This is a genomic window from Salinibaculum salinum, from assembly GCF_037645885.1.
GTDB lineage: Archaea > Halobacteriota > Halobacteria > Halobacteriales > Haloarculaceae > Salinibaculum > Salinibaculum salinum.
Map to the genome: position 1 here is coordinate 1 of NZ_JBBENW010000024.1, position 14,373 is coordinate 14,373.

Here is a 14,373-nt window from a genome sequence, read left to right on the forward strand (position 1 = left end):
TCTCAGGCAGCTATCGTGTCTCTGTCGTCCGGTTTTCTCCCCCTCAGTTGGGCTCGTCTTGGGATCGTCAAAACAGTTATCTCGTCAACGGTGGTTTGTTCAGTCAGCAGAATTTCCATAGGTGAATACAGGGCGCGAGTCGGTCAACAGTGGGTAGAATCCAACGAAACAGTTCAACGGTTCGTCACAGAGTGTCCAGTATATTGATTCCCAAGGCAAAAAACGAAAAAGTGAGGCATTTTATTCAATAGTGAGCCTGTATCGTATCATTTATCATAACATCCCTACGCCTGATTCGACGAACTCGTCCCTCGTTAACATAAGATACTTAAATAGAGTACCTGAGATTTCCAATATGGAAGAGCCCTCCAGGCGAAGCTTCCTTAGCGGGAGCCTTGCGACCATAGCCGGCATCTCCGGCTACGGTCTCCAAGACGACGTCGTCGTCAATGCAGTATCGACAAACCGAGAGTTGACAGAGAGCGTCGAATCGGTTTTCAAGCTTGTCCCCGCCGAAGCCGCAATTGATGGCGAGTATCGAACGGTCTTACTTGCAGACGCGACCGAGGTAGAAAGTACGGACGAACTCACCTACCAGACGCGAGCGATCATCGAGGAAATCGACGCACTCGAAGCAAGCAATGTAGATCACGTCGTCTCTGCTCGCGGTAGCGAATCGGGGCTATTTGGTGGGGCTGTCGGTTCCTTTGACGCACCCAAACCAGGCGAGAAGCATAAGAGAGACGGCGAGTGGCGAATTGCCGATACTGGCGAGTTTGCAGTCGCAAGCAACAGTGGCCAGCTAGCCTTTGCAGGCGGTGCCGAAGACAACCGCGTCGCCGGCGTCGAGGCCGCAGTAGATGTCGCCCAAGACGAGGCGGAGTCCGTGCTCGACACCACCGAGTACGCTGCCACGGCCTTCGACAGACTCGGCGAAAGTCGGCTGGTCTATCTCCTGCTCGCGACCGACGACGGATGGCTACCGATGGCAGATAACATCGCTGCTGTGGCAGCCGGATTCGAGCAGCAACCAAACGAAATCGAGGGAACGACCGAAAACGAGTATCTGCTGTTTGTCGACGGATCTCTCGACAAAGCGTCCGCCGAGCAGGCCGTTCGAGAGCTTGAACCGGCGCAGGTCGTTAAGCTGGAGCTCAGCCGAACTAACGGTGTTGTCCATGCCACGGTAGTCGCAAAACAACCACCAGAGCGTGATCGGGAAGCAGCTCCAACTGCCCGTATCCAGGCCATGCGAGACGGGTCAGCCATCTCCTTCGAGCATACGGGTGGCGAGCCAGTTGCTGCGTCGGAGCTTGAACTCTGGATAGACGGCGAGCGCGTCTCGGAGCCGATCGACGGACAGCGGCTCGCGTCGGGAGACAGCTTTGCTGTCGAGGCGGATGCGCTAGCAACGGTTACACTTCGCTGGCTCGACGAGGAGCAAAACGTCTACTATGATTACGTCCAGCGACTCTTCGGCGAGGATGCCTTCGAGACGGAATACGACGTAGAGAACGGTCAATTGACGCTTACCTACACTGGCGACCAGCCAGCAGATCCCGAGAAGCTGGCTTTCCGTCATCGAAGTGACGCCGCGAGCGGCTCGGAACCAACCGAATTCGATGACACCGATGAACTGACCAGTGGTGAAAGTACGACTGTTGCTGGCGTCGAGATGGGTGACCGCGTCACGGTGTCACTCGACGTACCAGCCAGACCGCGAGGGTCACCGACGTCTCTCGTCCGATTCCACGCACAACCGCCGCGCGTCCATATCCATCAATTCGGTGAGGGAGTGACCGTCCGATACCACAACGAAACGGAACGGGACGCCGAGGAATTCGAGATCCTAATCGGAGACAAGGCGGTCGACCAGCAGTTCGAGGACGAGTATGAGACACTCACGCGCGGCAGTCAGCTCCGACTCGACGACCTGGCACTCGGCGAGGAGATAACGGTCGAGTGGGTCGAACCGGATGACCCCGTCGAAATTGCACGGGAAGTGATCGTTCCACACGGCTATGTCGAGATGAGCTACGACGACGCTAAAGGGACGGTCGATCTGCAGTACCGCGAGGGGCCCGCGTTGAACGCTGAGAACCTCTCCGTCACCATCGACGGCGAGCCAGCCTCAACGCAGCCGAATGACGACTACCAGCAGTACGAACCCGAAGACAAACTGACGGTCGAAGCACCGCCGTTCTCATTTGTCGAGATGGTCTGGGAGCGCGAGGGAGAATCACACGAAATCGGACGGACGGTGACAGGCGAAGAGTCCATCGAGGCGTCCTACAATCCTGACAAAGGCAACGTGGAATTTGCCTACGTCGGTCAACAACCGGCGAAGCCCGAGCGTATCGATGTTGTTCGGGGTAGCACCCACCAGTCACGAGACGGCAGCGAGCCGACCGCATTCGAAATGGAACACGACACGCTCACTGAAGGAGATAGTATCCAGATTACAAGCGTCGATGTCGACGAACGCCTCAGTGTCGTTCTCACAGAAGACGACCAAGGGCATCGAACTCTCCTCGGGTTTACGCCACAGCCGCAGTGGGGCTTCTCTTTCGACGAGCGTGATGGCAAGATCGTAGCACTCTACCGGGGACGAAGTACACGCGATGCGTCGTCGTTCCGCATCCTGGTCGATGGCGAGGAAAGCGATTTACAGCCAGACGATGTTCACGACAGGCTCGAGCACGGTGCGGAGGTCAATCTCGGCGAGTTCGCTGCGGGCACCACGCTTACTGTCGAGTGGGTCGTGCCTGAGCAGCCATACGAGGTTCGGACACACACCGTTACCCCGGATGTCGATTTCGCATTCGACCTGGATGCCGAGACTGGGACGATGACAATCGAGCACGATGGCGGTGACGCAGTCGCTGCCGACGAGTTAACCATTGCCGTCCACGGCGGCTCCGAGGGTCGCCAACGCAACGCCTGGACGCAGTCAGGGTCTCGCGTCACGGAGGGTGACTCGGTCAGTGTCGATATTGGTACTGAGACGGACAATTCCCGAGAGATTCACGTCGCCGTCCTGTACAAGAACCGCCGCGCGTTAGACCACGGTGAGCTCGAGCTGTCAAAGTAACCATACCCACACCTACCACTAAAACAACAGAATCTATTCTTCCGAGTATGGTTGTCAGTGGGAGGCACTGATGGCGATTTGAGACGCGCTTGATGATTCCGGTACTGTCTCCCGCACATGGCATTCTATCGACCGTGGCGGTATCGAGGGACCGCTTGCACGCTACGTCTTCCTCGAAACGCTCACTGTGACAGTGGGAAGAACTATTCCTGCCGCCCACCCTGAGACGAATTCTATCCCACCCCTGCCCTTTATCTTCCGACTCCCCTCAAGTCGAACTATGACAGGCGATCTGGAGGCCCGCAAGCTTGGCGACACCGATCAGGAAAGCACGGTCGTCACGTTCGGCGCCATTGCCCTGAACTGGGTCGAACAGGAGGGGGCCAATCAGATGATCGAACACGCTCTCGATCACGGTGTGAACCACTTCGACGTAGCACCCCAGTACGGCGATGCCGAACTCAAACTCGGGCCAAAACTCCGCCAGCACCGTGAGGAAATCTTCCTCGGCTGTAAAACCCAGAAACGCGAGTATGATGGTGCTCGGCACAAACTCGAGCGCTCGCTCGACAGACTCGGCATCGACACGATCAATCTCTACCAGGTCCACGGGCTGGAGTATGAGGAGGAACTCGACACCATCACGGGTGAAGGCGGCGCCCTCGAGGCGTTCCGCGAGGCAAAGGCCGAGGGACTGATCGATCACATCGGCCTGACGAGCCATGGGGATCCTGACCTCATCATGGACGCGATCGACCGCATCGACGATCTCGAGACGCTGATGTTTCCGCTGAACCCCGTGGTGATGGCCAAGACCGACGCCGAGTACGACTACGAGGCAGTCCTCAAACGCGCCAACGAAGAGGGCCTCGGGACGTTGATCATCAAGGCCTTCGCGAGAGGTCCCTGGCCCTCCGAGGCCGAACTCCCGGTCGAGGACCGCCCGTACGCGAACTGGTACGAGCCCGTCGATACGCCCGAAGAGATGCGCGAGCGCTTCAACTTCGTGGCCTCTCAGGACGTGACGAGCGTCGTGACACCGGGCGATCCCAAGCTCGTTTCGATGGCCTTCGACGCTGCCTCGCGGTACGAGCCCATGGACGAAGCCGCCCAGCGGTCGCTGATCGAGGAGCTGCGCCACGAAGACTCGCCCGTCCCCGAGCAACTTCACCACTGATCGCTCGATGTCGGTTCCACAGACTGTCGAAACCGCTCTCGCGGACCGCCCGGTCGAGGGTGCGACCTGCCTCGAGGCAGGAGCCGGCGTCGGTAATACCACCCGTGGGCTACTCGAACAGGGCGCAGGCCACGTCTACGCAGTCACGAACAACGCCGAACACGCCCAGGACCTCAGGTCCTCTCTTAATTCCCACGAGGCGTCCCGGACCTCGATCCTGGAAGCGGACCTTCAATCCACACCTCTCCAGTCGAACGCGGTCGATCTCATCACCGCACATGGCTTGTGTAACGTTGTTCCACCCTCTGCTCTCGGACGGATTTCGGCAGAGCTAGCCCGGATTGCCGCCCCTGGGGCACACCTCGTCGTTGACGATTACGAGCCGCTCCCCGACGACGCGGCTATCAGGGACCTCTTCGCCGTCGAAAACGCTGCGTCGGAGCTGGCTGACGGCACGCCCGCGCTCACGTTCTATCCATCCGATATGTTGCGCCGGGTCTTCGAAGGCCACGGTCTGACCTTTGATCGCAAACGAATCCTGCTTGATCCCGTCCCCTGGACGGTCTCTCACGTCAAGGCTCACGCTGACCTCGCTCGGAAGACTGCGAGTGATCTCCCCCGAAGGCTCGCTGATCCCCTCGCCGCCGAACTCGATCGGCTCGTCGAAGAGATTGGGTCAGAGTCGACAGGGACGATGTACAGTCTCGCGTTTCGGATGTCCGAGCGGTAGTTCGCCGTACTTCATTACCGTTCTCGCCTGTCGATACCGCTCTGCTGAATACACTCTCTAGGCCTTGTTTAGACGCGGTGCAGATTGTCTTCTACTGCCTTTACCGGAACAACGAAACCGGGCCGAGAGGCACTCACAGACTGGTTCTACTCTCCCGACATAGACACTAACTGACGCCTTCTGGAGCGCCTAAACAAGGCTCACGCTCTATATTCAGCAGGCAATTCCTGTCAGCAACCGTGGAATCCGGCTGAATACAACCTGTCTGCGACATCCCCCGGTTGTACGTCCTGCGGACCTCTTCGCTCAATGTGCACACGAGTACCCACCCGCGCGCTAAGCTCGTGTGTACGAACATGAGAATCCGACCCGACTGTGACTACGAGTGTCGACAGGACGTCATCGACAAAGCTATCCATTTCTACGGGTGCAAGCTGACCCGCGTCAACGTAGAACTCCATTTCGACGCTCTGGGGGTCTACTACGCGTGAGTACCTTCGATTGCCTCAGTGATGACGTCTGTATTTGATACAGGGTGTCATAGAAGGAGTCACACCAATCTGTTTATGCTACGTACAGGTGGCCGGGTTATCGATTACCCTTCGGCATAGAAGAGGGTTCGTCGGCATTCGGGACAAACGTACGGGACCGGCGTAAGGATCTCATCCGCTCGTACGCTACCAAGAAATCCGTCTTCCGTCGACTTTGAGACAATAGATAGTTCGCCAACGACGTCGGTGCCTTGTAGCTCCATCTGTTCTAATGGTTCCTCACAATCTGGACAGACCTTCTCAGAGGGCATGTCTGTATAGTGTACAGTCTCCCATCTTGAAAACTAATTTCGTTTGTTCTCTGGTCTGCTGTATTCATTCCTGTAGAAATCGATACGCGACTCTACTGGACGGTTATCACACTCCAATTTGGTGGAAATCAACCTTGTGAACTGTGATATGACACTTTTTGATAGTGAAGACGAAAAGCAGCTGCACCCTGGCTATCTACGACTGCGTTGATGCGGGCGGAATTCAAGATCCTCATAACTGTACTCAAAGTAGGCGATTGCCTGCTGGTTGACCACGTCCCATCTGTCCGCCTCTTTCTGTTCCGCGATAAAATAGAGAATATCGTTGTTGTGCAATACCACACGGAACCGGCGGCTTGAATCACCCTCAACATCGTACTGAAATCTGAATATCTCAGCTGAGCTTTCCGATACCGGTCTCACGCCTGCCTCCTTCCAGCAGAAAGGTCATAGCTTCGTCTAATTGCGCTGTTGAGACGTTTAGAGGACTATATTGTCTATTGGGGGTCATTTCATCACTGTTTTTTCCACTCTCAAATTGCCCGCCGTTGGTCAGATTTCCAGTCGAATATCAAGGGTTCAAAGAGCAATAGTTTCACTTTCAGTACGGTTGGCTCCCATTTACTTTCCTAGTCACCTTCGAATCAGAATACAATGATACGGGACGCCCGAGCACTCGAACATCAATTCGTTCCACAGGACCTGACACATCGTGATGGGCAGATAGACGCACTGGCCTCCGCGCTGAGCCCAATCACGTACGGCGGAATCGGTGAGAATACCCTGATTGACGGACCGAGTGGAAGCGGGAAAACCACGCTATCGAAGTATGTCGCGCGCAAACTCGATCAGGAGCGTCTCGACTTCTCCTGGGGGTACGTGAATTGTCAATCAGACCCGACGCCGACGGCAGCTCTCCACGAGCTAATCCGGACCGCAGGACTCGGAGCTCGGCGACCCGAAGGGACGAGCCGCAGCTATTACTTCGACCGGCTCCGCCAGTACGACGGCCAGATTGTCACGATAATCGACGAGGCCAACGTTGTCACCGACCCGAAACTGATCCACGCGCTGGTTGATATACCGGGTGTGACAGTAATCTGTATCTGCGTCGATGATGACGATCTCATCGCCAACTCTGAAGTCGGTCCAGGAACACAGTCCCGACTCCGATCGATGATGCGTATGTCGCTCAATTCCTACAGCCACCAAGAACTCCTCGACATCCTCTCCTATCGCGTCGAGCACGGGCTTGACGGAAGCCGCGTTGACGACGAAGCTATCGCGGCTATCGCGGACAGCGCTGCCGGGAACGCTCGGTTGGCAATCACCCACCTTCGCCGAGCCGCGCGCTACGTGATGAACGAGGATTCCGAGCGGCTTACCAGGTCAGTTGTCGAAGCGGTTGCCGACGATGCCCAGGCTGCTGTCCGTGACCTGCACGTTCGCTCGCTCGGGACGCACCAACGAGCGCTCTATACCATCATTCGTGATGCGGGCTCCAAAGGAGTGACAGCCTCAGATCTGCACGAGCGCTATGAGAACAGAACCCAGAGTCCCCGGAGTAAGAGTATGCGACGGCGGTATCTCACGAGTCTCCAGCGGTATGACCTCATCTCACAGTCCGGTTCCGGGCGCGGAACCCGGTACAAAGTCGTCCGGCACACTGAAGCGAAAACCGTGAATCCGTGAATCGCCAGACGGCAGTACTTCCGTGAATTTCCGGGAATTTACTCTCACGCTCTTTTTGTGGCGGTTGAATTCTTCTACCATCAGTTTCGTGAATTTCCGTGAACTCGCGGACTATCGCTTTTTCAAACGGTATCCTGGTCTCGTGTATGTCGAGCTCCCGAAGCCGACCTGACCGTATCGACCGGCGAAAAGTCCACGGCACGCAGGCAGAGATCCGACTCTGCGACAGCTACGCCCACCCGTCCTACGAGAAGCGCATCGAAATAGAGCACGGCAGCGACGAGTGGATATTCGGTATCGACGATGACGACACTGCATCGGTCATGTCACCCGACGTGGACGGTGTCGAGGTCCCAGAGTGGATCGAACGGTCGTTTCGGTCTCTTGGCGTGGAGGTCGACGATGCATGAGCGGGCAGCGAACGAACGCCACGCACGGCGCGGAGATACCCGAGACTTCGCCAGGGCTGACGCTCTTGAAAACTGAGGGGCATCGCTCGACAGCGCTGCACCGGATGGCGCACCAGACTGTCCGCAATGTCGACGGGATAGCATACTGGATCGACGCTCGAAACACCGCGAGTACCTACGCACTGTACGATATCGCCGACCACGACCGACTGCTTCGTCGGATTCGTCTGGCGCGGGCGTTCACGGCCTATCAACACTACAGCCTGGTTAAACGCCTCATCAACAGCGTGACGCCACGGACCGGGTGTCTCATCGTCCCGAACATGGCGTCGCTCTACCGCGACGACGATGTTCCAGACCACGAAGCTCGGCAGATGTTGTCCAGTGCGGTCTCATCGCTCGAGAAGGTCTGTACAACGTACGATATTCGGCTACTGGTTACGGCAGCCATCGACGACGAGCTGACCGCACTCATTGCGGACCACGCTTCGGCTGAGTATCGGAGCGAGCAAACCCCACTCGGCTACCGATTTGAGGGCGAGGGTTTCGAAACGACCGTGTTCTGGGACAACAGTGGCTGGCAGACGACGATTCCATACTGGGTCGAAATGTTCGGGACCGTCACAGACGAGGTAGAAGCGCCCGGCATTGGCCCAATCACACCCGCCAGACTGGGGGATGCCTGAAATGGGGCGGACAAATCCAACCTATCGTGACTTCCTCGGGCGGTTCGAAGACCGCTGTAGTCCATTTCGACGGGCACTTCGCCGGCAATACAAGCCAGCATTCGACGAGGTGTTTGAGCACGCCCAGCAGCATGCAGATGCTGCCGGGTACCTCAACAGTACCGACCCCGAACTGGCAGTTCTTCTGTCGGTTCTGGTCGCTCAACAACGTGAGATCCAGCAGCTACGCGACGAGGGAGAAGTCTGAGCCATGCCACTACTAACATGTGAGTTTCAAGACGGGGACGTTCGAGAGTGGCACGCGACCAATCAGGGTGTCGAACAGCGGTGGACGCGCGACTACCGACCGACGATCTACGTCGACGGCCCGCGGGAAGCCCTTGAGGATCTCCAGTACGCTCTGCGTGATGACCCCAAGGTCGCCAGCACCGGATTCGAACGGTGGTTTACCGACCTCGGTGAGAAGAAAAGATCACTCGTCCTGGCTATCTCGCTGGACCGCTTTGACGAAGTACGAACGCTCGCCCACGAAATCCGGCATCACTACGAAGACGAGATCTTCTATCCAGCGACTTTCCGGCTCTACAACGTCGACTTAGCGCCGCAATTTCGGTTTTGCGTCGAAACAGAGACTTCACCAGTACCAGCGCGTGACCTCGATGTCGTCAGGCTGGCACTCCTGGAGACGGCACTCCGCGACGGCGACGTGACCGCGCTGACGCTGGATGGTGAGGCGCTTGGCGAGGTTCCGTCAGCGGTCTTGACTACCCTGCACGACCGCCTCGAACACCGTGACCCGGATGTCCTGTGCTGCTCGACGGCTCGTATCATCCCGCTCTGCCACAAGCAGGCACAAGAGGTCGGTATCGGTGAGTTCCGCCTTGGCCGAGCAGGGGGGTACAGCAAGCTCGCCGGCGCGAGCACCTACGAGAGTTACGGGCAGGTCGGCCACTCGCCCGCGCGATTCCGCGTACCCGGTCGCGCTGTGGTTGACGAGTCCAACTCGTTTCTCCTGGACGAATCGGGCATATCTGGACTCCTGGATTTAGTCGAGCGGTCATGGCGACCACTCCAAGAGACCGCATGGGGGTCCATCGGGACCATCCTCACTGCTATACAGGTTCGTGAAGCACTGTCGCGCGGTGTCCTCATCCCCTGGAATAAGTGGGAACCTGAGGCGTTCAAGTCGGTCGCAACGCTGCATGATGCCGACCGCGGCGGATTCACCTTCGCACCAGAGGTCGGTATCCACGAGGATGTCGTGCAGGTGGATTTCGGGTCGCTGTACCCGAATATCATGGTCGAGCACAATATCAGCCCCGAGACAGTCTGCTGCGAGTGTCACGACCGCGAAGACGTACCGGGCATCGGCTACTCCATCTGCGACCGTGCCGGTTTCATCCCTGATGTGCTTGAGCCGATCATCAGCGACCGCGCGGCAATCAAGGACCAGATTACCGCTGCCGAAGACACCGAGCGGGAAACGAACCTGCAGGCGAAGTCAGACGCATTAAAATGGATTCTCGTCTCCTGTTTCGGTTATCAGGGCTACAAGAACGCGAAGTTCGGACGAATCGAGTGCCACGAATCCATCAACGCGTTCGCACGAGAGATACTACTGGATGCAAAGGAGACACTCGAAACTGGCGGCTGGCGTGTCGTTCACGGCATCGTCGATAGTCTCTGGGTCCAACCAGTAGAGGACGAGACTCAAACACCGATTCCAGAACTCTGTGACCGGATTTCTGCTGAGGCGTCTATCCCGCTGGAATTGGAGGACCGTCTGGATTGGGTGTGCTTCGTCCCGTTGGCAGATTCCGAAGCGGGGGCGCTGACCAAATACTTCGGGAAAATCGCTGGCGAAGACGAAATCGTCACGAAGGGTATCGAAGCGGTCCAACGTAGCACGCCAACATACATTGAGGAACTTCAGCGGGAGTTGATCTGGACGTTGGACCGCGAGCGCACGCCGGAAGCGGTCGCGGAGCGTCTCCACCGCGGTATCCAAACCCTAGTGCAGGGTCGCGTTGACCCCTCGAACCTGCTGATTCGAAAGCGAGTGTCGAAATCTGTTGATGAGTACGACCAACGGACACAGACCGTCGCCGCATTGCAACGCGCTGCAGACCAGGAGTTGCCGCGACACGCTGGGCAGGACGTGGAGTACCTCGTCGTCGACGACAGTCGGCGGTCGAAGGAACGGGTACAGCTCGCCCACGAGTCCCTCCGTGAGTATGATGCGGACTTCTACCGCGAACTCGCGCTCCGCGCGGGCGAGTCTATTATGCGGCCTCTGGGCTGGGACCGTTCTGACTACCAGCGCTACACGAGTGGGACGACAGAGCTCTCGCTGGAGGGGTTTCAGTGATGAAGATAGCAATGCCGGACGCGGAATGTAGTGGGGTTGGTGGGTTTCAGTCGCCTGGCACGCCGAGGTTGCCATGCCCGCCTACAAAAAGGTCAGGAGTCGTCTTTGTCGTCGAGTTCGACGTCGCCCGAGAGGTACGCTTCGCCTTTGTCGGCGATGGAGTAGTAGCCACGCTTCTCGCGGATGACGAGGTCTCTATCGACCATCTCCGAGAGTCTGCGGGTTACTTCCTCCCTGGATTTGTCGATGTTGTACGCGATAATGGCTGGCGACAGCGTCAGACCCGATTGAGACAAAGTCTCAAGTATTCTATCGTCAATTGGCAACTGCATCCACCTCGCTGGTTCGCGCTTCTGAGTCACTACTTCCTGTGTTCAGACGCCACACACATATCATATTTTAATCACCGTTTGATGAGGTATATATCACTATTTGGTGAGAAAGCTATTAGTAGTTGTTCACTAATTAGTGAGATGGTGGCTGGCGTGGCGCTCCGTAGGGCGGTAACTCACCTCGAAAACGAGTGCGCCGCCCCTGGAACCAGCAGGGACGCCGCGTCGGTCAGGACTCTGACCGTGCTACAACAGGATGCTCCCCGGACCCATAAAAGGCCGGCACGACGCGGTGTAGCGGCTTCTAACCAGCAAACGTGTCCTCACTGCGGGACGCCCATCGAGGGCTTCGAGTCCCGCGGCGCGCAGTACCGCGTGCTCCCGTGCGGACACAATGTGACTGACCTGAGCGTGCGCACGCTCGCGATTCCTGAACTATGAATCCCGACACTAACACCCCGAGTAGCACCGACACCGAACCGACCGTAATCGACGACAACGCCAACGGTGATCTCGATGAGTGAGCAGGAGACTGCCACCAAAGATGGACGTCTGAGCTGGTCGGTGGGGACGCGGCTTGTCGATAGCGACAACGACAATCCGGACGCCGAGGTGTGGGTCGTTGAGCAGGTGGACGAGACTATCAGTGAGGTCGTCGTCTACGAGACCGACGACGGCACGGAAGAGACGGTCTACGACTACCATCGCGGTCAGTACGAAACGGACGAGCCGGTTGTCCGCTGTGTCTACGTCGAGAGCGTCATCGAAGCATTCCCGGAGGCTGTGCGGACCGACGACGACCTCGGCATCGAGGCGGTCCTCCGGACACTCCGGGACCTCGATGTCGAGTCTATCGAAACCGAATACGGCTACGTCACCGTGTACGCATTCCCACACGGTCGACTGGTCCCTTCCAACGGAGGTGATACCGATGAGTAGGGCTCGCGGGACGCCTGGAACAAAAGAGGCGAACGTTCTGATCCGGAACAACTCAGATCTGCTAAACCACCTCCCAAACCCGCCAGAAACGTTCGTCGCGATGGATCTCCCTGAGCAGTACCACGGGGTTGTTCGTTCCCTCTGTCGAGTCGGCGTCATCGAGAAAGTCGGTTTCGTTGAGTACGAACACCTGGACAGCACTAACAACGACCGTCGGGAGTACCGGATTCGAGACTGGGTCCCTCCGCTTGTCGAGGAATCAATTGAGAGTCGCGACGCAATTTGTCCGTGTGGACACAGTGGCTTCTCCAACTGTGGCGACCACTTCGAATGTCAGTTCGACCTCTGTGAGCAGGAGTTCGATCGCGACGAGTTGGAGGTTGATGCTTGATGTACTGCGAACAGAACTCCGTGCGGACGTGTGAAGTGTGTGGGTTCTCCGGGCTGTGCGTGACACAGACCCGCGTCGACGGTGACGTGATCCCCCTCTGTCCGGACTGCAATCAGGAGACACTGGGTGGGGATTCGGCATGATCGACCTCGACGAACTCAGCGACGAGGAAATTCGGTCGGTCGTCAACACGCGGATGTTCCAGAAGGCTCTGGCCTACCGACGTCTCGCAGATGGTATTGAGGTTCTCGAAGACGAGGACCAGGTCTTCGAGTCACTCGTGACGAGCATCACGAAACAGCACTCGCAGGTCCGTTCGCAGGATTCGACGCGCGAGTTCTTCGAGCTATTCCGCCAGGAAGTCGAGACGTTCACCGAAGAACTGGCAGAATCTGATGAAGAGAACAACGGGGACGCCGACGATGTTCGAGATCTCGTCGTCGACGAGAGAGGTGGTCTGGAGTGAAGAGTCAGCGACGGAGTCAACTGGTGCAGTGCGACGACTGCGGGGACCTCTTGCTGGGGTTTTCGGAAGGTGACGAGCACGACTGCCAGCCATGACGTTGAAGCCGATTACGCCGGAGGAGGCCATGACGCTCTACCTTGATGCCCGCGAGTCGGAGTTGTCCGAGAAATCGATTGAGAACCAGCGGTACCGCCTCCTCAGTTTCGTCCACTGGTGCAAGTCTGAGGATATCGACAATATGAACGACCTGACTGGTCGTGATCTGCACCAGTTCCGCGTTTGGCGGTCAAACGGTGATAGTGAACGCTACGACGCCGTCTCGACGGTCACACTCCGGGGTATCCTGATGACACTCCGGAAGTTCCTGGAGTTTTGTGCCAGTATCGATGCCGTTGAGGACGGTCTCCGTGAGCGGGTGCTATTACCGAAGGTAGAGGCTGAAGAGGAAGCGAGCGATGTGAAGTTGCCAGAGGAGCACGCCAGAGACTTGCTCAGGTACCTGGATAAGTTCCAGTACGCGAGCCGCGACCATGTTGTCATCGCGATTCTGTGGCACACTGGAATACGACTCGGTAGTCTGCGTGCGCTCGATGTGTCTGATTTTGACCCGGAAGGCCAGTACATTACCCTACGGCATCGGCCAGATGAAGGAACGCCGCTGAAGAACAAGAGAGCAGCAGAGCGGAAGATCGCTGTTGGGAACCACTACTCGCAGGTCATCAGTGACTACATTCGGCATCATCGGCATGATGTCACCGATGAGTACGGGAGAGAGCCCTTAATCAGCAGTCGGCAGGGCAGACTGACCGAGGCACCCATCCGACAGATACTCTACCGATGGACGCGCCCGTGCATGATTTCTGGGTGTCCGCACGACAAGGAACCCGATTCCTGCGAGTGGATGCTCAACGACTCGAAGGCGAGTGGTTGCCCCAGCTCGCGATCACCGCATGGAGTCCGACGCGGATCGATTACTCAGCACTTGCGAGACGGAGTCCCGGAGGAAGTCGTCACTGACCGGATGAACGTCTCGTCAGATGTCCTCGACCAGCACTACGACCAGCGTTCCGAACGCGAGCGAATGGAGACCAGGAGAGAGTTCCTGGACAGCTAAAATATGACCACTGCAAGCACTACCGCAATTGAAACCCACGACGCACCGGCCCGAAAGAACCTCGCACCCCGGCGAGTCCATCGGAGCGCGTTTTACGAGCGAGAATAGTCGACGCGGGATTTGAATCACGCGAGACGAGCGGCAGCGAGTCTCGCCATCGGGTTCAAATCCCGAC

General features: G+C 57.6%; 15 protein-coding genes. 14 read left to right on the plus strand and 1 reads right to left on the minus strand.

What is annotated here, in order from left to right; genetic code table 11:
- The first annotated feature begins 355 nt into the window (after nt 1–355).
- From WDJ60_RS16710 to WDJ60_RS16750, 9 genes are all read left to right on the plus strand, one after another.
- Nucleotides 356–3,091 (plus strand): hypothetical protein, encoded by a 2,736-nt coding sequence (locus WDJ60_RS16710; protein ID WP_340101836.1) that lies wholly within the window; start codon nt 356–358, stop codon nt 3,089–3,091.
- A gap of 292 nt (nt 3,092–3,383) precedes the next feature.
- Nucleotides 3,384–4,268, plus strand: a complete 885-nt coding sequence (locus WDJ60_RS16715) for an aldo/keto reductase (RefSeq protein WP_340101889.1) — start codon at nt 3,384–3,386, stop codon at nt 4,266–4,268.
- 7 nt (nt 4,269–4,275) lie between these two features.
- Nucleotides 4,276–4,998 (plus strand): class I SAM-dependent methyltransferase, encoded by a 723-nt coding sequence (locus tag WDJ60_RS16720; protein WP_340101837.1) that lies wholly within the window; start codon nt 4,276–4,278, stop codon nt 4,996–4,998.
- Between the two features lie 356 nt (nt 4,999–5,354).
- Nucleotides 5,355–5,489 (plus strand): DUF7692 domain-containing protein, encoded by a 135-nt coding sequence (locus tag WDJ60_RS16725; RefSeq protein ID WP_340101838.1) that lies wholly within the window; start codon nt 5,355–5,357, stop codon nt 5,487–5,489.
- 965 nt (nt 5,490–6,454) lie between these two features.
- Nucleotides 6,455–7,492 carry a Cdc6/Cdc18 family protein gene (locus WDJ60_RS16730; protein WP_340101839.1) on the plus strand — a complete coding sequence of 346 codons (1,038 nt, stop codon included), beginning with the start codon at nt 6,455–6,457 and terminating at the stop codon, nt 7,490–7,492.
- Nucleotides 7,493–7,638: 146 nt separating this feature from the next.
- The gene (locus WDJ60_RS16735) at nt 7,639–7,902 is read left to right on the plus strand and encodes a hypothetical protein (protein ID WP_340101840.1); all 264 of its coding nucleotides are present in this window, start codon (nt 7,639–7,641) and stop codon (nt 7,900–7,902) included.
- Nucleotides 7,899–8,588 carry a hypothetical protein gene (locus WDJ60_RS16740; protein WP_340101841.1) on the plus strand — a complete coding sequence of 230 codons (690 nt, stop codon included), beginning with the start codon at nt 7,899–7,901 and terminating at the stop codon, nt 8,586–8,588. Before WDJ60_RS16735 ends, WDJ60_RS16740 begins: the two co-directional genes overlap by 4 nt.
- A 1-nt stretch (nt 8,589) precedes the next feature.
- The gene (locus WDJ60_RS16745) at nt 8,590–8,835 is read left to right on the plus strand and encodes a DUF8156 family protein (protein WP_340101842.1); all 246 of its coding nucleotides are present in this window, start codon (nt 8,590–8,592) and stop codon (nt 8,833–8,835) included.
- A gap of 3 nt (nt 8,836–8,838) precedes the next feature.
- Nucleotides 8,839–10,956, plus strand: coding sequence for a type B DNA-directed DNA polymerase (locus tag WDJ60_RS16750; protein WP_340101843.1), 2,118 nt, complete (start codon nt 8,839–8,841; stop codon nt 10,954–10,956).
- A gap of 92 nt (nt 10,957–11,048) precedes the next feature.
- Here WDJ60_RS16750 and WDJ60_RS16755 read toward each other — a convergent pair whose 3' ends face one another.
- Complete coding sequence (locus tag WDJ60_RS16755) at nt 11,049–11,288, minus strand: transcriptional regulator (RefSeq protein ID WP_417750473.1); 240 nt, start codon at nt 11,286–11,288, stop codon at nt 11,049–11,051.
- Nucleotides 11,289–11,804: 516 nt separating this feature from the next.
- On the opposite strand from WDJ60_RS16755, the gene WDJ60_RS16760 reads away from it, so the two are divergent.
- The 5 genes from WDJ60_RS16760 (at nt 11,805) to WDJ60_RS16780 (ending at nt 14,198) form a co-directional block, all read left to right on the plus strand.
- Complete coding sequence (locus WDJ60_RS16760) at nt 11,805–12,227, plus strand: hypothetical protein (protein WP_340101845.1); 423 nt, start codon at nt 11,805–11,807, stop codon at nt 12,225–12,227.
- Nucleotides 12,220–12,618, plus strand: a complete 399-nt coding sequence (locus tag WDJ60_RS16765; protein WP_340101846.1) for a hypothetical protein — start codon at nt 12,220–12,222, stop codon at nt 12,616–12,618. Before WDJ60_RS16760 ends, WDJ60_RS16765 begins: the two co-directional genes overlap by 8 nt.
- Nucleotides 12,618–12,761, plus strand: coding sequence for a hypothetical protein (locus WDJ60_RS16770; RefSeq protein ID WP_340101847.1), 144 nt, complete (start codon nt 12,618–12,620; stop codon nt 12,759–12,761). Before WDJ60_RS16765 ends, WDJ60_RS16770 begins: the two co-directional genes overlap by 1 nt.
- Nucleotides 12,758–13,084 carry a hypothetical protein gene (locus WDJ60_RS16775; RefSeq protein WP_340101848.1) on the plus strand — a complete coding sequence of 109 codons (327 nt, stop codon included), beginning with the start codon at nt 12,758–12,760 and terminating at the stop codon, nt 13,082–13,084. The genes WDJ60_RS16770 and WDJ60_RS16775 overlap by 4 nt, the downstream gene beginning before the upstream one ends.
- A gap of 91 nt (nt 13,085–13,175) precedes the next feature.
- Complete coding sequence (locus WDJ60_RS16780) at nt 13,176–14,198, plus strand: tyrosine-type recombinase/integrase (protein ID WP_340101849.1); 1,023 nt, start codon at nt 13,176–13,178, stop codon at nt 14,196–14,198.
- The last annotated feature ends 175 nt before the right edge of the window (nt 14,199–14,373 follow it).

Bases quoted from the DNA above. Each gene is read 5' to 3' on its own strand.
- WDJ60_RS16740 (WP_340101841.1), top strand. From the start codon at position 7,899: ATGAGCGGGCAGCGAACGAACGCCACGCACGGCGCGGAGATACCCGAG.
- WDJ60_RS16745 (WP_340101842.1), top strand. From the start codon at position 8,590: ATGGGGCGGACAAATCCAACCTATCGTGACTTCCTCGGGCGGTTCGAA.
- WDJ60_RS16710 (WP_340101836.1), top strand. From the start codon at position 356: ATGGAAGAGCCCTCCAGGCGAAGCTTCCTTAGCGGGAGCCTTGCGACC.
- WDJ60_RS16775 (WP_340101848.1), top strand. From the start codon at position 12,758: ATGATCGACCTCGACGAACTCAGCGACGAGGAAATTCGGTCGGTCGTC.
- WDJ60_RS16720 (WP_340101837.1), top strand. From the start codon at position 4,276: ATGTCGGTTCCACAGACTGTCGAAACCGCTCTCGCGGACCGCCCGGTC.
- WDJ60_RS16735 (WP_340101840.1), top strand. From the start codon at position 7,639: ATGTCGAGCTCCCGAAGCCGACCTGACCGTATCGACCGGCGAAAAGTC.
- WDJ60_RS16755 (WP_417750473.1), bottom strand. From the start codon at position 11,288: ATGCAGTTGCCAATTGACGATAGAATACTTGAGACTTTGTCTCAATCG.
- WDJ60_RS16750 (WP_340101843.1), top strand. From the start codon at position 8,839: ATGCCACTACTAACATGTGAGTTTCAAGACGGGGACGTTCGAGAGTGG.
- WDJ60_RS16770 (WP_340101847.1), top strand. From the start codon at position 12,618: ATGTACTGCGAACAGAACTCCGTGCGGACGTGTGAAGTGTGTGGGTTC.
- WDJ60_RS16725 (WP_340101838.1), top strand. From the start codon at position 5,355: ATGAGAATCCGACCCGACTGTGACTACGAGTGTCGACAGGACGTCATC.
- WDJ60_RS16765 (WP_340101846.1), top strand. From the start codon at position 12,220: ATGAGTAGGGCTCGCGGGACGCCTGGAACAAAAGAGGCGAACGTTCTG.
- WDJ60_RS16730 (WP_340101839.1), top strand. From the start codon at position 6,455: ATGATACGGGACGCCCGAGCACTCGAACATCAATTCGTTCCACAGGAC.
- WDJ60_RS16780 (WP_340101849.1), top strand. From the start codon at position 13,176: ATGACGTTGAAGCCGATTACGCCGGAGGAGGCCATGACGCTCTACCTT.
- WDJ60_RS16760 (WP_340101845.1), top strand. From the start codon at position 11,805: ATGAGTGAGCAGGAGACTGCCACCAAAGATGGACGTCTGAGCTGGTCG.